This window comes from Neoroseomonas terrae (assembly GCF_018129025.1).
GTDB classification, from domain to species: Bacteria; Pseudomonadota; Alphaproteobacteria; order Acetobacterales; family Acetobacteraceae; genus Neoroseomonas; species Neoroseomonas terrae.
Map to the genome: position 1 here is coordinate 1 of NZ_JAAEDI010000018.1, position 17,663 is coordinate 17,663.

Annotated in this window: 31 protein-coding genes and 1 pseudogene; 6 read left to right on the forward strand and 26 right to left on the reverse strand. The window is 69.6% G+C overall.

Annotation, left to right across the window (positions count from 1 at the left end; all coding sequences use genetic code 11):
- The 25 genes and pseudogenes from GXW78_RS16875 to GXW78_RS16995 form a co-directional block, all read right to left on the reverse strand.
- Positions 1-489, reverse strand: a pseudogene (locus GXW78_RS16875) (hypothetical protein); the annotation flags it as partial.
- Positions 486-806, reverse strand: a complete 321-nt coding sequence (locus tag GXW78_RS16880) for a hypothetical protein (RefSeq protein WP_211870014.1) — start codon at positions 804-806, stop codon at positions 486-488. The gene GXW78_RS16880 and the pseudogene GXW78_RS16875, both read right to left, overlap by 4 nt.
- 81 nt (positions 807-887) lie before the next feature.
- On the reverse strand, positions 888-1,172 hold the full coding sequence (locus tag GXW78_RS16885; protein ID WP_211870015.1) for a hypothetical protein: 285 nt from the start codon (positions 1,170-1,172) through the stop codon (positions 888-890).
- A 3-nt stretch (positions 1,173-1,175) separates the two neighbouring features.
- Positions 1,176-2,003, reverse strand: a complete 828-nt coding sequence (locus GXW78_RS16890) for a phage capsid protein (RefSeq protein WP_211870016.1) — start codon at positions 2,001-2,003, stop codon at positions 1,176-1,178.
- A gap of 297 nt (positions 2,004-2,300) precedes the next feature.
- Entirely contained in the window at positions 2,301-3,185 is an 885-nt protein-coding gene (locus GXW78_RS16895; protein WP_211870017.1) for a capsid assembly protein, read from the reverse strand.
- A gap of 2 nt (positions 3,186-3,187) precedes the next feature.
- On the reverse strand, positions 3,188-3,478 hold the full coding sequence (locus tag GXW78_RS16900) for a hypothetical protein (RefSeq protein ID WP_211870018.1): 291 nt from the start codon (positions 3,476-3,478) through the stop codon (positions 3,188-3,190).
- Entirely contained in the window at positions 3,475-3,729 is a 255-nt protein-coding gene (locus GXW78_RS16905) for a hypothetical protein (protein ID WP_211870019.1), read from the reverse strand. The genes GXW78_RS16900 and GXW78_RS16905 overlap by 4 nt, the downstream gene beginning before the upstream one ends.
- Complete coding sequence (locus tag GXW78_RS16910) at positions 3,726-3,974, reverse strand: hypothetical protein (RefSeq protein WP_211870020.1); 249 nt, start codon at positions 3,972-3,974, stop codon at positions 3,726-3,728. The genes GXW78_RS16905 and GXW78_RS16910 overlap by 4 nt, the downstream gene beginning before the upstream one ends.
- The gene (locus GXW78_RS16915; protein WP_211870021.1) at positions 3,971-5,614 is read right to left on the reverse strand and encodes a portal protein; all 1,644 of its coding nucleotides are present in this window, start codon (positions 5,612-5,614) and stop codon (positions 3,971-3,973) included. Before GXW78_RS16915 ends, GXW78_RS16910 begins: the two co-directional genes overlap by 4 nt.
- 2 nt (positions 5,615-5,616) lie before the next feature.
- Positions 5,617-5,835 carry a hypothetical protein gene (locus GXW78_RS16920; protein WP_211870022.1) on the reverse strand — a complete coding sequence of 73 codons (219 nt, stop codon included), beginning with the start codon at positions 5,833-5,835 and terminating at the stop codon, positions 5,617-5,619.
- 1 nt (position 5,836) lies between these two features.
- Positions 5,837-6,076 carry a hypothetical protein gene (locus GXW78_RS16925; RefSeq protein WP_211870023.1) on the reverse strand — a complete coding sequence of 80 codons (240 nt, stop codon included), beginning with the start codon at positions 6,074-6,076 and terminating at the stop codon, positions 5,837-5,839.
- 9 nt (positions 6,077-6,085) lie between these two features.
- Positions 6,086-6,514 carry a hypothetical protein gene (locus GXW78_RS16930; protein WP_211870024.1) on the reverse strand — a complete coding sequence of 143 codons (429 nt, stop codon included), beginning with the start codon at positions 6,512-6,514 and terminating at the stop codon, positions 6,086-6,088.
- 62 nt (positions 6,515-6,576) lie between these two features.
- Positions 6,577-7,047, reverse strand: coding sequence for a hypothetical protein (locus GXW78_RS16935; protein WP_211870025.1), 471 nt, complete (start codon positions 7,045-7,047; stop codon positions 6,577-6,579).
- Positions 7,048-7,051: 4 nt separating this feature from the next.
- Positions 7,052-8,497, reverse strand: coding sequence for a hypothetical protein (locus tag GXW78_RS16940; protein WP_211870026.1), 1,446 nt, complete (start codon positions 8,495-8,497; stop codon positions 7,052-7,054).
- Complete coding sequence (locus tag GXW78_RS16945) at positions 8,494-9,000, reverse strand: DNA N-6-adenine-methyltransferase (RefSeq protein WP_211870027.1); 507 nt, start codon at positions 8,998-9,000, stop codon at positions 8,494-8,496. Before GXW78_RS16945 ends, GXW78_RS16940 begins: the two co-directional genes overlap by 4 nt.
- Positions 9,000-9,227 (reverse strand): helix-turn-helix domain-containing protein, encoded by a 228-nt coding sequence (locus GXW78_RS16950; protein WP_211870028.1) that lies wholly within the window; start codon positions 9,225-9,227, stop codon positions 9,000-9,002. Before GXW78_RS16950 ends, GXW78_RS16945 begins: the two co-directional genes overlap by 1 nt.
- Entirely contained in the window at positions 9,224-11,119 is a 1,896-nt protein-coding gene (locus GXW78_RS16955; RefSeq protein ID WP_211870029.1) for a hypothetical protein, read from the reverse strand. Before GXW78_RS16955 ends, GXW78_RS16950 begins: the two co-directional genes overlap by 4 nt.
- Positions 11,116-11,439: a DUF6525 family protein gene (locus GXW78_RS28335; RefSeq protein WP_211870030.1), complete on the reverse strand. Its 324-nt coding sequence runs from the start codon at positions 11,437-11,439 to the stop codon at positions 11,116-11,118. Before GXW78_RS28335 ends, GXW78_RS16955 begins: the two co-directional genes overlap by 4 nt.
- Positions 11,436-11,603 (reverse strand): hypothetical protein, encoded by a 168-nt coding sequence (locus GXW78_RS16965; protein WP_211870031.1) that lies wholly within the window; start codon positions 11,601-11,603, stop codon positions 11,436-11,438. The genes GXW78_RS28335 and GXW78_RS16965 overlap by 4 nt, the downstream gene beginning before the upstream one ends.
- Positions 11,600-11,950 carry a MazG nucleotide pyrophosphohydrolase domain-containing protein gene (locus GXW78_RS16970; protein WP_211870032.1) on the reverse strand — a complete coding sequence of 117 codons (351 nt, stop codon included), beginning with the start codon at positions 11,948-11,950 and terminating at the stop codon, positions 11,600-11,602. Before GXW78_RS16970 ends, GXW78_RS16965 begins: the two co-directional genes overlap by 4 nt.
- Positions 11,951-12,991, reverse strand: coding sequence for a DUF7146 domain-containing protein (locus tag GXW78_RS16975; protein ID WP_211870033.1), 1,041 nt, complete (start codon positions 12,989-12,991; stop codon positions 11,951-11,953).
- A gap of 283 nt (positions 12,992-13,274) precedes the next feature.
- The gene (locus tag GXW78_RS16980) at positions 13,275-13,766 is read right to left on the reverse strand and encodes a hypothetical protein (RefSeq protein WP_211870034.1); all 492 of its coding nucleotides are present in this window, start codon (positions 13,764-13,766) and stop codon (positions 13,275-13,277) included.
- Between the two features lie 424 nt (positions 13,767-14,190).
- The gene (locus tag GXW78_RS16985; RefSeq protein ID WP_211870035.1) at positions 14,191-14,544 is read right to left on the reverse strand and encodes a hypothetical protein; all 354 of its coding nucleotides are present in this window, start codon (positions 14,542-14,544) and stop codon (positions 14,191-14,193) included.
- Positions 14,541-14,882, reverse strand: coding sequence for a hypothetical protein (locus GXW78_RS16990; RefSeq protein WP_211870036.1), 342 nt, complete (start codon positions 14,880-14,882; stop codon positions 14,541-14,543). The genes GXW78_RS16985 and GXW78_RS16990 overlap by 4 nt, the downstream gene beginning before the upstream one ends.
- Positions 14,879-15,229: a carph-isopro domain-containing protein gene (locus GXW78_RS16995; RefSeq protein WP_211870037.1), complete on the reverse strand. Its 351-nt coding sequence runs from the start codon at positions 15,227-15,229 to the stop codon at positions 14,879-14,881. The genes GXW78_RS16990 and GXW78_RS16995 overlap by 4 nt, the downstream gene beginning before the upstream one ends.
- A gap of 51 nt (positions 15,230-15,280) precedes the next feature.
- On the opposite strand from GXW78_RS16995, the gene GXW78_RS17000 reads away from it, so the two are divergent.
- Positions 15,281-15,652: a helix-turn-helix domain-containing protein gene (locus GXW78_RS17000; protein ID WP_211870038.1), complete on the forward strand. Its 372-nt coding sequence runs from the start codon at positions 15,281-15,283 to the stop codon at positions 15,650-15,652.
- On the opposite strand, the gene GXW78_RS17005 is transcribed toward GXW78_RS17000, so the two are convergent.
- Positions 15,649-16,035 carry a hypothetical protein gene (locus GXW78_RS17005; RefSeq protein ID WP_211870039.1) on the reverse strand — a complete coding sequence of 129 codons (387 nt, stop codon included), beginning with the start codon at positions 16,033-16,035 and terminating at the stop codon, positions 15,649-15,651. The two genes, GXW78_RS17000 and GXW78_RS17005, sit on opposite strands and share 4 nt — an antisense overlap.
- Positions 16,036-16,256: 221 nt before the next feature.
- Here GXW78_RS17005 and GXW78_RS17010 point away from each other — a divergent pair, with 221 nt between their 5' ends.
- Genes GXW78_RS17010 through GXW78_RS17030 form a run of 5 tightly spaced genes read left to right on the forward strand, consistent with a single transcriptional unit; the run spans position 16,257 to position 17,647 of the window.
- The gene (locus tag GXW78_RS17010; protein ID WP_211870040.1) at positions 16,257-16,505 is read left to right on the forward strand and encodes a hypothetical protein; all 249 of its coding nucleotides are present in this window, start codon (positions 16,257-16,259) and stop codon (positions 16,503-16,505) included.
- Between the two features lie 8 nt (positions 16,506-16,513).
- Positions 16,514-16,720: a hypothetical protein gene (locus tag GXW78_RS17015; RefSeq protein WP_211870041.1), complete on the forward strand. Its 207-nt coding sequence runs from the start codon at positions 16,514-16,516 to the stop codon at positions 16,718-16,720.
- Positions 16,717-16,887, forward strand: a complete 171-nt coding sequence (locus GXW78_RS17020) for a hypothetical protein (RefSeq protein WP_211870042.1) — start codon at positions 16,717-16,719, stop codon at positions 16,885-16,887. Before GXW78_RS17015 ends, GXW78_RS17020 begins: the two co-directional genes overlap by 4 nt.
- Positions 16,884-17,339 (forward strand): hypothetical protein, encoded by a 456-nt coding sequence (locus GXW78_RS17025; protein WP_211870043.1) that lies wholly within the window; start codon positions 16,884-16,886, stop codon positions 17,337-17,339. Before GXW78_RS17020 ends, GXW78_RS17025 begins: the two co-directional genes overlap by 4 nt.
- Positions 17,336-17,647: a MarR family transcriptional regulator gene (locus GXW78_RS17030; RefSeq protein ID WP_211870044.1), complete on the forward strand. Its 312-nt coding sequence runs from the start codon at positions 17,336-17,338 to the stop codon at positions 17,645-17,647. The genes GXW78_RS17025 and GXW78_RS17030 overlap by 4 nt, the downstream gene beginning before the upstream one ends.
- Positions 17,648-17,663 lie beyond the last annotated feature (16 nt).

A 17,663-nucleotide genomic window follows, 5' to 3' on the forward strand; every position in this document is an offset into this window, starting at 1 on the left:
CGCCGTGTCGTTGCGCGCCACGGCCTCCCGCCCGCTCGGCACCACGCCGGCCAGGCGCAGCCCCGCATCGATCGTCGCGGCGCGATAGGGGTTGCCCCCCAGCTCATGCACGATGATCGCTTCCACCAGCGGCCGCAGATCCTCGAAGCGGTGCAGGTTCAGCTCGGCTCGCTGATTGCGGTCGATGCGCCGCGCGACGGCGGCGATATAGGCATCGGTGTCGTTCTCGTTGCCCGGCGCCCAGCGCGAGACGATGCCGCGGATGGTCCGCAGCCCGTGCCGGTCCTGGTACGTGGTCAGCAGCACCGCCAGGGCGCGGATGCCGTACTCGTGGGACACGAAGCGCGCGAAGCGCCGCCGGCTGCCGTTCAGCGGTGCCGGTTCCAGCGGCGGATCGGCCAGGCCCTGCCATTTGTTCGCCGGGTTGTGCTCGATGTTGCCGGGGTTGCAGTTGCGATAGCCGCGGCTCTGCTTGGGGTCGGACGTCACTTCTTCTCTCCCGTGGGCGGCGGCGGCAGCAGGCGATCGACCAGCCGGTCGATCCCGCGCGGGCCGATGTTCGCCAGCAGCGCGGTCAGCACCACGCGGCCGTTCTCGCTGTCGAAGCCCAGCAGGCTGGCGGCGTGCCATCCGATCAGCGCGAAGGCGACGATCAGCGGGACTTCCCAGATGATCAGCGTCAGCACGCTGCGCGTCGTGATGGGCATGTCCCGCCGCGCTTCCAGGATGAGCAAAGCGCGGCCTGCGAAGGCCGCGCCGAGGGACTTGATGATGGGCGCGGTGTCCGGCCCGAGCAGATCGTTCATGGGGCGGACAGACACCTGCGAAGGATGGGACATCGGCGGCACCTCCCTGGGGGCGGCGGGCCGAAGCCCGCCGCCTGCGCCTCAGTCGGTGTCGGTGACGGTGATCGCCGTCTGGTCGGTCACATCGACCGCCGACGCCGACTTGTCCTTCACCACCACCCACGATGCCGTGGACAGCGCGCCGGCGCTGGTGGCGACGACATAAATCAGGTCGCCGATCTCCAGCATGTGCCGGACCGGGTTGAAGTACCCGGCGACGCGCACGACGGTGATCGCATCCTCGGACTTGTAGGTGTGCATCTTCGGCGCGGCGCCGGACTTGCTCTCACCGCCGGCCGGCTGGAACCCCTTGATGTCGAATGCCATGGCTCAGCTCTCCGTGCTCTCGACCTCGATCACGCCGAGCGCGTCGATGGTCACCGCCCCGCCGCTGAAGGCCTGGGCGGACAGCCAGGACATCATCTGCGGGATGTAATTGACCTCGAGCCCCGTCTCGACGGAGATCGCGAGGCCGATCGCGTCCGCGTCGAAGGCGAAGTTGGTGCGCGTGGTGGAGTTCAGCGGCAGGCCGCCTTCGTCCATGTCGGGCACCATGATGATGTCGAAGCCGAGGATCGCCGGCAGCTTGCCGTCGGTGATCGCCTTCTTCTCGACATAGTCGGCGCTGGTGAACTTCGCCTCGTTCAGCAGGTTGCCGTAAGCCTTGGCGGAGATGACCAGCTTGCGCTTGCCCCACGGCACGCTGCGCGCGTTCATCAGGCCGGCCGCGGCTTCGACCTTCGCGAAGGTCATGCCGGTGCTGCCGTGCACGATGTTCGCCGAGCCGTTTGCCGCGTCCAGCGCGTCGATGACCATCTGGTCCGCGCGCCGCGCGATGGCGCCGCCGATGTTCTCGGCTAGCACCTGGCGCTCGTCGATGTTGTTCAGCACCTGGTCGAGCTTGTCGGTGTAGTCGGACGCCTGCCAGGGCGAGAGGGTGGCCGTCGCCTCCGCATACTGCTGCCCCATCGGGATCAGCGGCGTCTGCGGGATGCGCGGCTTCGCCATGGCGCGCTGCGCACGGCGGAACTTGTGGGTGGACCCGATCACGCCCGTCCTCACACGGACATGCGGGCGAAGGATGCCCATCGACTGATACGCCGCCTTCACCCGGGCGTCGTAGTCGATTTGGACAATCTGCGAGAGGCCGGTGCTCATGGTGGCCCATCTCTCCGAACAGCGCGTTAGCGACGGTTCGCAGTCCGATAGGCCACGCTTTCCGGGGTCCCCTGGCGGGGATAGGCCCTGGCGCGGGTCGTATCCGCTTCGCCCTTCGGCGGGCGCCTCTCCCGGGGGCTTCTCCCCGCGTAGCCGGAGCTGGCGGCCGTTCCGGCGGTTCTTCCGAAAAGAGCGGCGGGCCCGAAGGCCCGCCAGTCAAGGGAGGAAACGTCCAAGAACCGCGTCACTGCGGCAGGGGCAGAATGGCAGCCCCTGCTACGGTCCCAAGCGTTATTTTCAGGCGGCGGGCTTCAGCATGCCGCGACGCTGCAATTCGTTCAGCGCGTTCGTGGCCTTGTCGATCTTCGCCTGATCCTTCGTGGCGTAGCCGTCCTGCAGCATCTTCTGCGCATCGGCCTGGCTCATCGCATCGGCCGCATAGGCATCGGTCGGGATGGCGGGGTGTCCCTGCGCCTCGCGCATCTTCGCCAGGGCGCGCACGCCGGCGGCGGTGCCCAGCGCCTTCAGCGCCTGCGCTTCGTCCTTCGTCAGCGCGCCGCTCGCCTCCATGCCGCCGATCCATCCGCCGACGTCGCGCACCAGCTGCTCGCCGCCCGGACCCAGCAGCGCCAGCTCGGCGCGGCGCTCCGCCATGATGGCGGCACGCTCTGCCTCCGGGTCGGGCGCCGCGCCCTGTGCCTTCGTCATGGCGGCGAGGTACGGCTTCACCAGCGCCTGCAGCTGCGCCTCGGTGACGTTGTGGGCATGCGCGGCCGTGCGCACCGCGACCCACAGCGGATCGTCGGCCTTGATCAGATCCGCCGGCATGCCCTCGATGGTGGGCAGCGTGTAGCCCTCGGCCGTCTCGGGCATCTTGCCTTCGCCGCGGCTCACCTGGCCGCGCAGGTCCTTCCAGCTGCGCGCCATCTGCTCGGTGCGCACCTCGCCCTTTTCGGCGTCCCAGAACTGCTCGGCGACGTAGTCAGGTCGCACCGGCTTCCCGTCGGTCCCCGTGGGCGGGGCGCCGGTGCCGGCGGCATCGAAGATGCTGGGCGGATCACCGCCGGTCGTCGCGGCTGCGCCGCCGCCGGCGTTCGGGTCGGCACTGCCGCCGCCGCCGGCGCCGCCATCCTCGGCGGCCATGACAGCGCGGCGCATCAGCGCATAGCGGAACGGGTGCATGGTCACTCTCCGGTGTGGGTGGGCTGGTCGGCGGCGTGCAGGTCCTGCGCGATCTCGCGCAGCACGGCGGTGCGGCCCTCGCGGTACGCGACGGCGTCGAAGGTGTCGCCCGGCGCATAGGACGGGCGGGCATAGGCCTCGGCCAGCATGGCGTTGAGCCAGGCGCGGCCGGCGGGATGGCTCAGTGCGGCATGCACGGCGGCGTGGCGCTGCTGGCGCGCCTGCTGCGCGCGCTGCGCCTGTTCCGCGCCGCCCGGCGCGGACGGGTCGAAGACGTTGAAGTCGGCGTTCATGGCTTCACCGCATTGGCCAGCTTGTTGAGATCGTGGGGGACGATCCAGATATGGCTGCTCGCGCCATCGGGACTGCGGCACGGCAGATACCGGGGGTTGCCGTGGCCGAAGGCGCGGAGGAAGCCCGCGACGGCCTTGTCGGCCTTGCCCTGGCAGGCCTCGCAGGCCGGCGCATCACCCTCGGCAATGTGCTCGCAGATGGCAAGGCCGGCATCGATGCGCGCGCGGGTCAGGGTGACGGGATCGCTCATTTGGCCTCCGGCGCTTCTGCGGGTCGATCGCGCGTGAAGGCGACGATGCCGGCTTTGTCATGCGGCTTGGGCCAGACCTCAGCGAAGCGTTCGCTGAGAAAGACATCATCACGGTCGGCGAGGCTGCCGCCGGAGCCCTCTATGCGACCGAGCCGCGAAGCGGCCAGCTCCCACGTCTTTGCCTCGAAATCGACAGCATACACCGGGCACAGCGGGTCGTTCTCACGGAGGAAGTACCGGATCATGCTGCCTTCTCCCCCCCAACAGCCCGCGACGCCGCATTCCCCAGCGCACCGGCCAGCTGCGCCACCACGGGGCTGGTCAGCGCCTGCTCCGTCTGCGCCGCCTCGCCCTGCGCCTGGTTCTGCGCCGCGACGTCCTTCTCGCTCGGGATCAGCACCTGCGGCACGCCGGCGCGGATCGCGATGTACCGGCCCGCGTCGTCCAGCTTGATCGCGCGCTGCAGCAGCTGCGCCCCCAGCTCGCCCATGCTCGCCATCCCCTGGATCAGCATCATCACCGACTGCACGTCGGCGCGGTCCTGCGCCTGGCTCAGCGGGCTGGTCGCCTGGATGCGCACCGCCTCGTCCTGCAGGCTTTTCATCAGCCCGGCATAGCGTGGCGCGGCGAAGGTGCCGGCTTCGTCCAGGATGTCGATGATGCGGGCGATCAGCGGCGTCACCGCATCCGCCTGCAGCCGCCCGAAAGCGCCGGTGTCTGCCTGGAAACGCCGCACCCGCTCGACAACCTCCGTCGCCGTCAGCCCGGCCTGCACCTCCGGCGGCAGGGGATCGTCGAACAGCATCTGCCGGATGCTGGTCTTCATCTTGTCCTGCATCGCCTCGTTGAGCGTGAAGTTGCCCGGCATCTCCAGCGCCCGCAGGCTGGGGCCGCGCCCGCCCGTGGCATTGCTGCCGACAGGGATCACGACGCCCGGCGCGATGCGGATGGTGTCGGGGTTCAGCACCCCGTCGTCGACCGCCGTCCAGACGCCGCCGACGCCGAGCGCCCCCGACTTCAGCGCCAGCTCCATCAGCTTGTTGACGGTGCGGATGTCCGGCAGCGCCTGCATCAGCGGCCCGCGCCCGTGGATCTCGCCCGGCGCCTTCGTCCAGCGCGTGATGATCCAGGGGTTGGTGCGGTACTTCCGGTCGACGATGCGCGCCTTTTCCGCCTTCAGCAGCACCTCGAAGCGATAGATGTCGGCCTTCGCGTCGTAGTAGGTGCACTGCAGCAGCTCGACCTCGTCGTCGGGCTTGTCGTGCAGCAACCGCTGGAACTCGGGCGGCAGGCGCTTCGCATCGGCATACTTCCGCTGCACCAAGCGCGCCGGCATCCGCTGCGTGAAGAACACGCCTTCCACACCGCCGAAGGGCCCCTCATCGAAGGCGACCAGGGCAGACGGGACAGCCTCGAAGCGCAGCAGCGGCCCGCGCGTGCGGCGCTGCCCGAAGCGGCCGTTCTCCACCAGCAGCGCGCCGACGCCCGCCGCCAGGTCCTGCCCCCATTCCGATATCGCCGCGTCGAAATTCGACTGGTGGATGTGGCGGAACATCAGGTCCGTCGCGGCTTCGAGGTTCGCCTTCTCGGCCTCGGCGCCTTCTTCCTCGGCGATCTCGGGCGGCAGGGCCAGCTGCGCCCATCGCTGCTGCGGCGGAAACAGCGCCTGCTGCAGCCGGTTCGCGAAGCGCGGCACCGCCACGACGGCGGTGCTGTCGAAGATCATGACGCTGTTGCGGTCCTGGCCGTAGCCATAGGAAGACCAGGCGTCGCGCTCCGGCATCGCGTAGGCGTAGCAATCGCGCATCAGCGCGGCGAAGGCCTGGCGCTTCTGGTCGGCGCGCTCGTACCGCTTGATCAGCGCCTCGACATCCATCGCGGCCATGGTCAGCCCCCCAGCTTCGACTTGGTGTCGCCGGCGGTGTCACCCCCCAGCAGGGTCGGCCGGCCGCTGCGCAGCCGCGCCACGATGGCGGGATTGGCTCCCGTGGTCTCGACCGCGCGGGACGCATCGGCGTCATTCACCGCCATGCCGAAGGCGGCCATCTCCCGCACGCCGGGCTTGTCGTTGTCAGCCCTCGGCGGGCTGCGGAACATACCGGACATCTCAGCCCCCCAGCGTCGTCTTGGGGGCGCGGCTGTCGTCCGTCACGCCCACCTCACTGTTCAGCAGCAGGCTGCGGCCGCCGGCGCGCGCGGCACGGGCGCGGCGGGCCGCGTCCGTCTCGGCCTGCTGGGCGGCCAGGCGTGCCGCCTCGGCATCGGCCAGCTTCGCCTGGCTCTCCTGCGCCGCGACCGCCGCCGGTGACGGCTGCGGCGTCTTCGGGGAACTGAACACGCCACCCATGGCGGCCTCCTATGCTGCGTCGGAAAGGGAGAGGGTCGGCACTTCCCAGGCGCCCATGGCCCGCAGGCGATGCGCGAGCTGGCGGGGGAAGATGATCCGGGGGGCGGACAGGCCAAGCACCGCCTTCACGGCCTCGACGCAGGTCATCGGCGGGCGAAGCAGGGCGACGGGGGGCGCGTCATCCGGGTTCGGCACGCGCACTTTCAGCGCGTGGGTGATGCGGTTGTGCTGCATGTACCAAAGCACGACCTCATCGACCGGATCGGGCCGGACATCGACGATCATCCGGCTGCCGACATGCTCGATGATGATGGTGGACCAGCCGACGCCATTGCCGCGCATGGCGATGACGTGGCGATAGCCGGGTGCCAGGAACCGGTACCACCAGGGGCGCGGCATGCTGAAGCCGTCGCCGAACAGCACGAACCATTCCTGCATGGCGGGCTGCTCGATTGCGCGCCGCCGCTGCGTAGCCCCGATGCTTGGCACCCGGCTGCCCATCAGGCGACGCGCCGGGTGACGGCGCCGCCGTTGCGCTGCGCTTCCATCGCGGTCAGCTCCGGCTTCTTGTCGTCGTAGTAGGCCTGGAACTGCCGAAGGATGGCCTCCAGGTGCTGTTCCGGCGTCTCGCCGTGCATCGCTGCGCGCTGCTGGAGGTAGGCCACATGCCGGCCGGTCAGCAGGACGCAGACAGGCGTCAGCTGTCCGGCCGCCGTGGCCGCGTCGTCCGCCGAGGCGCCGCCGGCGAGAAACTTCTTCTCGTGCGCCTCGAAAGCCTGCATCGCGGAATCGGCCGCCAGCTCTCCGACCGTCGCCATCGCGACGTCTCGCGCCGTCATCAGCGGCTCAGGCTCGCGCCAGGTGTCCGTTGGATGGGCATGCGCCGCCGGCGGCGCCGCCGTCTGCTGCACCAACTCGTCGGCGCGCCTCGGCTCCTCCGGCGGCTGCTGCGCCGTCAGCTTCGTTTCCATGGTCCTACCTCGCAAAGACGTTGAAGTCGGTTCCGGCCAGGATCGGCCCCGTGCGGCCGCTCAGCTGCTGCTGGCGCGCCATCACCTGGTGGTAGTGTCCCCCGTCGAGCAGCGCGTACTGGTGCGCTTCGACCAGGTGGGACGCCCAATTCTTCAGCGGCTCGGTGCTCCGGCGCCCGGCCGTCACCACCCACTGGTATTCGCTGGTCAGCGCGCGCGCCGTCAGCGTGCAGCTGGGGTCGATCAGCAGGCCGGGCGTGCGGCCGTCGATCAGCCGCGTCATCGGCAGGCGCAGCGCCTCCATCCGTACCGGCGGCTTGTTCGTCGGCGCCGGCCGGAAGTGGATGCCCGACACGCGACTGACGATCTGTATCCAGTCTTCCTCGCCGGCCGCGGTGTCGGCGCCATAGGCAGCCGACGGATCGGCGATGCCCACCAGCTGGAAGTTCGGGAACCGCTCGGCGGCGAGCGCCGCGATGGCGTCTCCGAAGCGCGTGGGGCCGGTGACCGACCCATGTTCCTTCGCGTGCGTGCTGATCTCGGCATACAGCCGCCACTGCCCGTCCGGCATCAGCTGCCAGAAGCCCGCGCCCGGCGTGCCGCCGGCGTCGGCGCCGACGATGATCTTGCGCCCCTGCAGCGGCTTCAGCGGCCCCGCGGCGATATGCACATCAGGGTTGAACTCCTGATAGATCGCTTCCTTGTTGCGCGAGAGGCCGGGGATATTCTCGATGCGGCGCTTCCGCTCGAAGGCCGGCAGGTTCTGCGCCAGCTGCGGATACCAGTTGCGGCCAAGGTTCTGCACGTTCTCCGCCTGCGGCGAGAGGCCGGAGGGCTGGCGGAACATGCGGTGCCCGGGCTTCACCTGGTTGATGAAGTCCTCGATCACCCAATTGCCGTCCTGCGGGGCGTTACAGGTCCCCCAAACCCATTTCGGATTGCGGGACAGCGTCTCCATCGGGAAGCGACCGGCGCGGCCGAAGGTCCAGGTCAGGATGTCATCCGGCGCCAGATCGACTTCATCGACATAGGCGAAGGAGAATTCCTTGCCGCGCATCGCTTCCTCGACGCGCAGGTCGCCGGTCGCCACGAACTCCGCCGTCATCTCCACCACGCCGCCGCGCGGGTGCGGCAGGATGATCTCATGCGTCGCCGGCTCGCCCTTGCCGCCGCGCCAGGTGCCTTGCGTGCGCGGGAACCACTGCAACCACGACTTCATCGTCGTGGCCTCCAGGTCCTTCAGCAGCCGGCGGATCATGACGAACCGCACCGAGGTGACGCCCGGCCGGGTGCGCGGCCAGAGATAGGACTTCGTGATCCCCTTCAGGATTCCGGTCGTCGTCTTGCCCGATCCTTCCGGCCCCATCAGCACGGTGATAGGCTCGTCGGCATCGACGAAGGCCTGCGCGATCGGCCCGGGCGAGACCAAAATGGGGGCGGCGTCGCTCATGCCGCCACCAGCCGCAGCGGCCTGCCACCAAGCGGCACCCATAGGCCGAGGCCGGATTGCCAAAGCGCGTGGTTGCAGACCGCACCCATGCTCAGCAAAACGATCCCATGGCCTGGGGATCTGCCGATCGTGCCGTCAGGCCGGATGAACTTCGTCTTCCCCTTCGGGAAAAGCATCGCCTCCGCGCAGGTCGCGTAGGCATGGAACCACGCCGACGATGTGTAGGCCCGCACCAGAGCGATGCCGTTGCCGTGCAGCAGGAACTTCTTCAGCCAGGGCAGATGCCCGTGGCGGCCGCCGAACGGCGGGTTCATCCACACCCGCCCGCGCCACGGCTGCGCTAGCCCATCATCGTCCTTGGTGAACACCCGCGCCGCCGGCACCCAATGCGTTGGACCAGGGCTGCACGGATCGAGGTCGAAGGTCAGCCGCAGCGCCTCGAAGATGTGCGGCGGCGTGTACCATTCGTCGGAGCGCCCGCGGCTCGGCTCGTGCTCGGCCATCACGCCGCTATCCGTCGATTGCCGGATTTCGCCCGATACACCGTGACCCGGATCAGCCCGAGGGCGGAGAGGATGCTGTCGGGGATCGGCCGCTTCGCATTCAGCACGTCGGACACGTACTGCGGCGACATGCCGTGCTTCTCGGCCCACGCCTGCTGCGACCCCGCCTCGCGGCACGCGGCGCGCAGCCGGCCATAGACATCGGCGGCGGTCAGATCACCGATCACTCCATCGCCTCCCCATGCTGCGCCCCGCCATCCAGCACCAGATCAAGCGGCACCATCACGCACCGGCTCGCCGGCCCGCCGAAGCGCATCTCTTTCCCTCGCTCGGCGTCCGGCGCCGTCTCCAGCGCCGCCTTCCAGCCGCCGCTGGTGCCGCTCGCGGCGGCGTAGTGGCTGCCCCGGAACACCGCGTTGTTCAGCGCGGTGTGCCCGTTCGCGACCGCCAGCATGCCGACGGCGCGGCCATCGCCATTGGGCGACGGCTCGCGGATCGGATCATGCTTCCAGCGGCGCATCGGATGCGGGGAGCCTTCGCGCGTCTTCAGCACCACGCGCAGCCCGTAGGACGCCAGTGCCCGCGCCGCGTCGTCGCGGTCCTTCGCCGGCCACACGTCCTTGTCGCCAGTCTCGCCATTGATCCAGGTGGCCTGCCACGCCACCATGCCGATCAGCGTCCCCAGCGTGCGCTGCTGCCCGCCGCTGAACGCCGGCACGATGGTGCTGGTGATGCGCTCGATGCAGCGCGCCCATTCCGGCAGTTCCTCGGCGCGGTCGCTGGCGGTGCCGTCCGCGACCTTCACCGCCGTGTCCGTCAGCTCGTCGCTTTCGGCCGGGTGGTCGTTCAGCGCCACGTCCTGCGCCGCCAGCAGCACGCCGAACTGCTCCGGCCCGCGCCCCGGCAGGCCCGCCTCCTTCAGCGCATGCTTCCAGCGCGGGAACTCCTGCAGGAAGCGCGGCCAGGCATCGACCATCCGGCGGAACAGCTGCTGCCCCAGCAGCTCCAGATGGCTGTCGCCCATCTCGGGCTCTTTGGCGTCCGCCTTCAGCGGCAGCAGCGCCAGCAGCATCATGCGCGACAGATCCTGCGCGGTCAGAGGCGGCCGCAGGATGGAATTGACCAGGCCGGTGAAGCGCACCGTGAAGCTGGCGCTGCCATGGTCCGCCGTGCCGCGCAGCACCGTGCTGCCGGAAGACGCCGCGCGCATCAGCTCGACCAGGTTGCGGATGCGATCGGGCGTCTCGCCGGCCTCGGCATCGTCGAACAGCACCGCCAGCGCGTCATCCTTCAGCACCGACCGGACGCCGGCGGCCGTGGTGTTGCCGGTCATGATGCTGCCGCGCGGCGCATGCAGCAGCCGCGAGAGGTACCGGAACAGCGTGGACTTGCCCGCGGCCCGCTCGCCGTTCACCCACCCATGCGGGCGCCAGTCGAGCGCGCCGGCATAGAAGGTCGCGCACACCCAGCCGAGCAGCAGCTGCTGGTCGATCCCCGGCCGCGCCCAATTCCAGCTGCCCAGGTCCGCCAGCACGCGCGCGGCCGGCCCTTCGGCGCCGCCCGGCTGCTCATCCTTCGCCGGCAGCGGCCGCTCCGGCCCGCGCGGATACACGAAGTCATCATGCCGGCCGGGCTTCAGCGCCTGCTTCCGCACATGGATGGCGCTGCCATGGTGCAGCACCAGGTCATCATCGCGGCCGCGCCAGATGCCCCGGCCGCGCACGCGCCCCACGGGGTTGAACGGCCCCATGGAGGCGCAGGCGGCCATCAGGTCGCGCGCGACGGTGTCGGGGCGGAAGTCGACCACCTTCAGCCGCTCGTTGCCGTCCTCGTCGGGCTGCATCTTGATGGTCTTCGCCCAATCGGGCTTCGCGTTCTGGCAGTAGTGCGTGTGCGGGCTGAACAGCCCATGGATGGCCAGCTTCGAGTGCCCCTTGCGCGGGATCGCGACCATCTGCCCGACGCCGTCGATGTACCAGCACAGGTCGCCCTCGACGCCGAGGGGCACGACGGGGCAATCCTCCGGCAGATAGTCATCCCGCCGCCGCGCCTCCGGCGCCTCGCGCAGGCGAGACCGGATCGAGGTAACATTGTCCTTGCGGGGCTTGTCGTCGCTCATGCGGCGCGGCCGTAGCGGAGGATGGAGACGCCGGCGGCGACGTGCGGCAGGTATCCCTGCTCGGCCGCGAACTCCTCGATTTCTTCCCGCTCGTTCCGCAGCAGCGCATCCAGGACCGCGCGGGTCGCGATCGTCTCGCCATGCTTCAAGCGGATCTTGTCGAACGATCGCAGGATGTCGGTGGCGCAGAAGTCGCTGGCGAGCTGGCACATCGCGGCGCGCAGGATCGGCGGGAGGCGATCGAAAGCGCGCCAGCTTTCCCCAGCCGCAGCATCCGAGAACTTGCGTGCGCCGACGCTATTGCCTGCTGATGCGATCACGTCCGCCGCTCCAGCGGCGCCTGCGGCACCATCGGCGGCCAGGGACGGATGACGATCGTCACGTCATGCCGCGCGAGAAAGGGCTGCACGACCTCCGTCAGCGCGTAGAACACCACGCCCGCCGCCAGCAGCCGCATCGCCGCATTGAACAGCGCGACCTTCATGCGCGGAGCGGCCGCAGATAGCCGATCTTCTCGGAGGTTCGGGTGAACTTCCGCAGCACCGCGTCGGCAAGGTTGATGCCCTGAGATTGCGCCAAGAGATCGAGGTAGATGAAAGCGTCGGCCAACTCGTCGGCGAGCTGCGCGCGTAGCTCCTGAGGCGTCTCCCTATTGCCGGGGATACCATCCCTCACGCGGTTCAACTTCTTCGCGACGTTGGCAGCCTCCCCCAGCTCGCCGAGGGTTGCCGTCATCCAGTCGCTGAGCGACCAGCTGTTCAGCGCATGGTTGAAGCCGTCGGGGGCCTCGCAGCGCCTGCGGTTGGCGGCGGAGAAATCGTCCATGTCCATTTAGGCGGCCCCCCTCCGGCCGCGCAGCGCGGCCTGGTGTTCCTCGTTGAAGTCCTTGAAGCCCTCGGCCGGCTGCATCGCGAAGACGCTGCGGCCCTCGCGCATGTACCGGTCGATCGCGCGCTCGCGCGCCGTGCGCACGGCGGGGTTCTCGCCGTCGCGGTCGAAGCACAGCCGCACGTCCATGATCGTCGGCGGCAGCGTCAGCTTCGCCATGTTCCCGATGCTGACGCAGGCGACGACGCGCCATTCCGGGCAGTGCAGCGCGATCGTCAGCGCATCCTCGATGCCCTCGGCGATCGCGATGGTGTCGCCCTCGGGCGCGTCCTTCAGCGGCTTGTCCGAGGCCCCGCGCCACAACGGGATCAGCCCGCCATCGGTCGCCCCCAGCACCTTCTTCGCCGCCTTGATCCGCGCTTTCCCGCGCCCGTCGGGTGCGAGGAAGGTGCGATGCGCCCCGATGGTGAACCCCTGGTCCTGGATCAGCGCCACCATGGCGGGGTGCGCGGCGCCGCGCTCCGTGCACCAGGTGCGCGCGTTGAACCGCAGCACGTTCGGCGCCCGCCCCAGCGCCTCGAGGCTGATGCCGCGGCCGGCTAGGTACACCTCCGCCGGCGTGCCTGGGATCGGCACGCCAGCCGCCCACAGCCCCCTGCCCTTCTGGCGCCGCTGCTCGGCCTCGCGCCGCTCCCCTTCCACATCGCGCGGGCGCGGAGGCGGCGGCGCCGGAGCACGGCCCCCCGACCGCGCCTCACCCAGCCCCAGCCACCCCCGCGCCCACTTCAGCGCCTCGGTCTTGTTGCCCCCAAAGCGGCACACCGCGACCAGGTCGAGCGCATCGCCATGCAGCCCAGCCGAGAAATCCCCCCAGATCCCCGCCTTGGGCCCGGCGATGCACACCGAGACGCCACGCCCCGGGCTGCCGGCAAGGTCGCCGGCCACCCATTCCCGCCCTTCGCGCCGGCCACCTGGCAGCAGCTCGCGCGCGAGGCTCTCCGCGCCCTGCGCCAGCAGCCGGACGATCTCGCCAATCTCCATCATGGCTGCTGCCTTCCCCCGTCCCCGGGACGGCCCGAACTTGATTTCCGGCCGGCGCCCGATCGTCCAAAGGTCCGACGGGTCCCGTGCGGAGGGGCGGACAGACGGGCGCGCTCGCGCGCGGGGGTGCCGGGGGGGTAAGGGTGCCGGGGGGTCGGTCGAAGACCGACCCGGGGGGGCCTCGCCGCCTGCCCGCCCGACTGATCCGCGATCAGCGGCCAAACATGGCCGAAGGCCAGGGCAGAGGCCGCGTTGCGCCGATCCTTCCAACTGCGAGGCTTCCAACTCATGCCGCCTCGCCCTCGATAACCCGTTGATCTTCCTCGCTTTCGTCCGTAAGCCCCAGCTGCTCGGCGACGGCCCCCGAAATCACCACCTGGACCGGCGCCACGGGTGCGCCCGACATCTGGATCGCCGTCGGCTGCGCCTGGTGCCAGTAGGGCAGCGACCGCGTCGCGGCATCGAGGATGATCCGCTGCGCCTCCAGCTTCGTGCAGACCAGTCGCTTCGACAGCGCCTCCGGCTCCTGCGCGAAGATCGCCGCCAGCCGGCCCAGCGGTGCCGGGAACCGGCTTTCCAACACCTGGAGGTAGGCGCGATGCCGGCCACGCGCCGCCGCGCTCGGCAGCTCGACGTGCTTCTCGACCAGATCCGCCAGCGGCAGCAGCGCGGCCTGGTCCTGCTCGGCCTTCACGCCGGCGGCCCGGGCCTCGGCCTCCTTCACCGCCCGCTTCCGGGCGCGTGACGCGCGCATGCGCTCCGCAGCGGTCAGCGCCACGGCCGCAACGCTCCCCGCAACGGGCAAACAGGCGTCATGCCCGTCATGCCGCCGTCATGCCCCTCATGACGGACTAAGTTCCTGATCCCCTTCCTTATTTCCCTCTCTGTCATGGTGTCATGGAGAGAGGAGTTCGCGCACATCCGCGCGCGCACGTGTGACCCCCTTAAGGGCATGACGGGCATGACACCGCCCGCAACCCCTAGAGAAAGGCCAGACACAGCCGTCACGCTCACTGTGACGGCGCATGACGGCTGCGACAGCGTTGAAAACGCTGGATATTCTCCCTCCCTCCCCGGCGGCGGGCAGGCAATCCGGCCAGGTCGGCGGTCTGTCTGCCTCTCTGCCTTGGGGGCGGGGGCGAGGGCGAGGACCCGGCGAACCCGCGCCCGCCGGCCGGGGTCGGGGCGAACAGCGCCGGCGCTCATGCCGCGGCCTCGGGGGGCGGGGCGAGCAGCCGCCGCGCATCGGGGCCGTGGGTGTCCTCCAGCGCCTCAAGGTCTTCGAGCAGCGCGAACGCCAGCTCGGCACGGCGGCGCAGCTCGGTGACGCCGATGTCGCGGCGGCGCTGCAGCTTGGCGCTGATGGCCTCAACCAGCATGGCGGCCTGGCGCTCTGCCTCGCTCGATCGCGGGGCCGGGGGCAGGTTGGCGCTGATCCCGACCAGCGCGCCGGCGGCGTTGAACCGCAGCGCGACGGTCAGATCCACGCGATCGTCCACGCCGAGCCGAACGGGCAGCCGCACCACCTGGCGGGCCAAGGCACCGTCGCGGGTCATGCGGCCTTCGCCTGCTCATCGGGGTCGCGTCGCCACCCGGACGACGCGGCCCGCCGGCATCGCTGGCACAGGAAGTAGAACCGCCCCTCGGGGGCGAAGGGATCGCGGCACGTCAGGCACTCGCGCGACGGGGGCGGGGTGCCGCGCCGCTTGCTGGCGCCGCTGGCCGTCCAGCCCCGCTGCCTCAGCACCGCCGCCTCCGCCTGGCAGTCCTCGACGTTGCGGCCGAGCCGATAGGCCACGTGCTGGTAACCGCCGACGCCTTCGCGCAGCAGGTCGAGCAGCTGCTGCCGCTCAGCGTCGGTCCAGCGGCGGGGCGTGTTGCTGGCCGCGCTCACGCCGCGTGATCCGATTTGACGACCTTTTCGCGCGCGGCGGGTGAAACCTTCACCGTACCGTCAACTGAATGAGGACCGTCCATGGGGACCAGGCGCAGACCCTCGTACCCCGGGGGCCGCCAATTGACGCCGTGTGCCTGCGCCAGCCGCCAAACCGCTGGGTGATGACGTGCAGGGATGCGTCCCTCGGCAATCCAGTTGCTGACCGCCTGGGGCGAGACAGCGCAGGCCTCACTGACGGCCACGCCGCCGCCGAGGGCCTTCATCAAATCCTGCACGCTCATCGCATCGGCGCTGCACGCCTCTGCAACCTGCTCGTTACGCGACGCGGACGGGTTCGTAACCATGGGCTCGACGCTAATCCAGGTGACCTGTAGCGTGTCAAGCGGAGGACTGTGATGACCCTACAGGTGACCGGCGCGATCATTCGCGTGATGTCGATCCCAGAACGCCCCAGCGATGCCGTGGATGGTGCCGCGACCAGGCTGCGCGCAGCCCGTGAGGTGCTAGGTGTTCAGCAACAGGACATGGCTCGCGCCTGCGGCGCCGAGCCCCAGCGCTGGAGCAACTGGGAGAGCGCGCGGCATCTGCCCGACGCCCTGGTGATGGTGCGCGCGCACCAGCTCTACGGCATCTCGCTCGACTGGGTGTATGCAGCGGACCCTAAGAACCTGCCGGGCCGCCTGCTCGATGGGCTACGCGCCCGATTTCCCGAGCTTCTCGGCCTGCCACCCTTGGAGCGCGACCGTCGAAGCTCGGACGCCGCTTAGCCTCGAAGGGTGCGCCGGCGACTGGGCGTCGGACGGTCACGCTCGAAGACCCGGTCGAATTCTTCCAACTGCGGTGAGTTAGACCAGTCCCCGCATTGAGCAGTGGTCGGCATCGGCCAGTAATGCGATGCCGCGAACAGATTATAAACGCCGACATAATAGGCGTGCATGACGTTCTTCACCCCATTGTCGTGGGGCGTTGCCTCGATCTCTGCCGTTAATTGTCGGCGATAGGCCGCCTCCACTACGGCGCGCCAGTTGCCGTCGCGGATACCGCAAAACACGATACTTGCGAGAGATCGCGGAACGACCAGCGTCCTGAGGAACGGTGCGGCATCAATATCGTAGACGCCCGTCGCATTTGACGCGCTGCCCTGCGCCATACACGCGCAACTTGCCAGCAATCCGCCAGATACAACGAGTGTTCGCAACATTTGCTCACCCTATCGCGAGCATTTCTTGCAAGCCAGCATGCCAGCTTCCTGACGGCCTCGCCGGACTACAAGCCCTGAAGCATCAATACAGGTGACCTGAATTTTCTCGCTTGCGTGATACAGGTGACCTGAATTAGCGTCGTTCCGCCCTCAAGGAGGGGGGACGAACGATGCTCTCCAACCAGCTCGACAGTTACGCCGGGCATTTCAACGATTGGGCCAAGCAGGGCGGCATCCAGATGGACGCGCGCCTCTGCTCGGTCCTGACCAGCAACTTCCGGGAGATGGCCGACCAGGCGCGTCGCCTGGAAGGGCAGCCCGTGCCCGACGCCCAGCGCCCGCTGCCGCCCGGCGTGGTGCGCCTGGCCGACTTCCGGCCGACCGTCGCGGTCGGCGGTGATGGGGGCCGTGCCGCCTGATGGACGGCATGAGCACCTATCCGCGCAGCGACGCGGATGCCCGCTACACCCTGGCTCGCCTCAGCGAGCTGCTGCCGATGGCCCAGCAGGCGCTGCTGACCCTCGGCGTCGACACCACCATCGCCACATCGATCGGCCAGGAAGCCACCGCGCTGCGGCAGGAGATCATTGCCGTGCGCGAGGCCCTGCCCGAAAGCAGGAGTGTCCTTGGATGAAGAAGCCCACGAAGGCGCAGGCGACTGCGCAGATGCAGGCGCACCGCCAGCTGATCGCCACCGCCACCAAGGTTGTCGCGGAGATCGACCGCCTGGCGCTGGTCTGCGACGGAGTGGAGGATCTGCGCCGCGCGATCACGGACGCGGAAGCGGTGACCGCGGCATGAGCTGGGACGAGATCGAACAGGCCGCGTCCAAACCCACGACCGGGCCGGCTTCGCTATGCAGCGTCAGCCTCAAGGCAGCACGTGGCGGCATGCAGAAGCTCGTCGTCACGCTCGCCGCCGAGGTGCTGGCGGAGCTGGGATGGGCCTCCGACCAGAGCGTCACGCTCGCGGTCGGCCGTGGCGATGAAGCCGGCTTCGTCCAGCTGCGGGTCCGGGAAATGGGGGTTCGCCTCCGGCCCATCGGTCGCAGCACCTACCGCACCGTCGCGCTCCGCGTGCCCGACGATATGGCCCGCTGGGAAGCGCCCAAGAAGGCGGCCAGCCACCAGGTGGTGCGCGTTCGGGGCGAGGTGTGCTGCTTGTTGATCACCCTGCCATGGGATCTGTCAGGCGATCCTGAGGGCGCAGATGAGGACGAGGCCACGGCCGAAGAGGAGGCGGCAGCGGCATGAACCAGGTGCATGAAAGCCTGCTGCAGGCTGTCCGCGAGGGTATGGACCTGAATGTCCGGCAGATCGTCGTGCTGCTGGAACTGGCCGCGGCCAAGGGCCCGCTGTCCGTCCGCGGGCTGGCGCATCACCTGCAGGTGTCGAAGCCTGCCATCACCCGCGCCATCGATCGCCTTGAGACGCTTGGCCTCGCGATCCGCCCCGTGAACCCGGCGGATCAGCGGGACAGGCTGCTGCAGCCCACCGAGAAGGGGCGCGAGCAGGCGCGGCAGCTGTCCAATGCCGCCGCCCCGCTCGCGAGGGCTGCGTGATGTGGCTCGGCCGCGT

Bases quoted from the DNA above. Each gene is read 5' to 3' on its own strand.
- GXW78_RS16945 (WP_211870027.1), bottom strand. From the start codon at position 9,000: ATGGCCGAGCACGAGCCGAGCCGCGGGCGCTCCGACGAATGGTACACG.
- GXW78_RS16885 (WP_211870015.1), bottom strand. From the start codon at position 1,172: ATGGCATTCGACATCAAGGGGTTCCAGCCGGCCGGCGGTGAGAGCAAG.
- GXW78_RS16970 (WP_211870032.1), bottom strand. From the start codon at position 11,950: ATGGACATGGACGATTTCTCCGCCGCCAACCGCAGGCGCTGCGAGGCC.
- GXW78_RS16925 (WP_211870023.1), bottom strand. From the start codon at position 6,076: ATGGGTGGCGTGTTCAGTTCCCCGAAGACGCCGCAGCCGTCACCGGCG.
- GXW78_RS16955 (WP_211870029.1), bottom strand. From the start codon at position 11,119: ATGAGCGACGACAAGCCCCGCAAGGACAATGTTACCTCGATCCGGTCT.
- GXW78_RS17030 (WP_211870044.1), top strand. From the start codon at position 17,336: ATGAACCAGGTGCATGAAAGCCTGCTGCAGGCTGTCCGCGAGGGTATG.
- GXW78_RS16975 (WP_211870033.1), bottom strand. From the start codon at position 12,991: ATGATGGAGATTGGCGAGATCGTCCGGCTGCTGGCGCAGGGCGCGGAG.
- GXW78_RS17025 (WP_211870043.1), top strand. From the start codon at position 16,884: ATGAGCTGGGACGAGATCGAACAGGCCGCGTCCAAACCCACGACCGGG.
- GXW78_RS16995 (WP_211870037.1), bottom strand. From the start codon at position 15,229: ATGGTTACGAACCCGTCCGCGTCGCGTAACGAGCAGGTTGCAGAGGCG.
- GXW78_RS16940 (WP_211870026.1), bottom strand. From the start codon at position 8,497: ATGAGCGACGCCGCCCCCATTTTGGTCTCGCCCGGGCCGATCGCGCAG.
- GXW78_RS17015 (WP_211870041.1), top strand. From the start codon at position 16,514: ATGAGCACCTATCCGCGCAGCGACGCGGATGCCCGCTACACCCTGGCT.
- GXW78_RS16880 (WP_211870014.1), bottom strand. From the start codon at position 806: ATGAACGATCTGCTCGGGCCGGACACCGCGCCCATCATCAAGTCCCTC.
- GXW78_RS16900 (WP_211870018.1), bottom strand. From the start codon at position 3,478: ATGAACGCCGACTTCAACGTCTTCGACCCGTCCGCGCCGGGCGGCGCG.
- GXW78_RS16930 (WP_211870024.1), bottom strand. From the start codon at position 6,514: ATGCAGGAATGGTTCGTGCTGTTCGGCGACGGCTTCAGCATGCCGCGC.
- GXW78_RS16920 (WP_211870022.1), bottom strand. From the start codon at position 5,835: ATGTCCGGTATGTTCCGCAGCCCGCCGAGGGCTGACAACGACAAGCCC.
- GXW78_RS16915 (WP_211870021.1), bottom strand. From the start codon at position 5,614: ATGGCCGCGATGGATGTCGAGGCGCTGATCAAGCGGTACGAGCGCGCC.
- GXW78_RS17010 (WP_211870040.1), top strand. From the start codon at position 16,257: ATGCTCTCCAACCAGCTCGACAGTTACGCCGGGCATTTCAACGATTGG.
- GXW78_RS16935 (WP_211870025.1), bottom strand. From the start codon at position 7,047: ATGGAAACGAAGCTGACGGCGCAGCAGCCGCCGGAGGAGCCGAGGCGC.
- GXW78_RS16905 (WP_211870019.1), bottom strand. From the start codon at position 3,729: ATGAGCGATCCCGTCACCCTGACCCGCGCGCGCATCGATGCCGGCCTT.
- GXW78_RS16910 (WP_211870020.1), bottom strand. From the start codon at position 3,974: ATGATCCGGTACTTCCTCCGTGAGAACGACCCGCTGTGCCCGGTGTAT.
- GXW78_RS17000 (WP_211870038.1), top strand. From the start codon at position 15,281: ATGACCCTACAGGTGACCGGCGCGATCATTCGCGTGATGTCGATCCCA.
- GXW78_RS16890 (WP_211870016.1), bottom strand. From the start codon at position 2,003: ATGAGCACCGGCCTCTCGCAGATTGTCCAAATCGACTACGACGCCCGG.
- GXW78_RS16985 (WP_211870035.1), bottom strand. From the start codon at position 14,544: ATGACCCGCGACGGTGCCTTGGCCCGCCAGGTGGTGCGGCTGCCCGTT.
- GXW78_RS17020 (WP_211870042.1), top strand. From the start codon at position 16,717: ATGAAGAAGCCCACGAAGGCGCAGGCGACTGCGCAGATGCAGGCGCAC.
- GXW78_RS16895 (WP_211870017.1), bottom strand. From the start codon at position 3,185: ATGCACCCGTTCCGCTATGCGCTGATGCGCCGCGCTGTCATGGCCGCC.
- GXW78_RS17005 (WP_211870039.1), bottom strand. From the start codon at position 16,035: ATGGCGCAGGGCAGCGCGTCAAATGCGACGGGCGTCTACGATATTGAT.
- GXW78_RS16965 (WP_211870031.1), bottom strand. From the start codon at position 11,603: ATGAAGGTCGCGCTGTTCAATGCGGCGATGCGGCTGCTGGCGGCGGGC.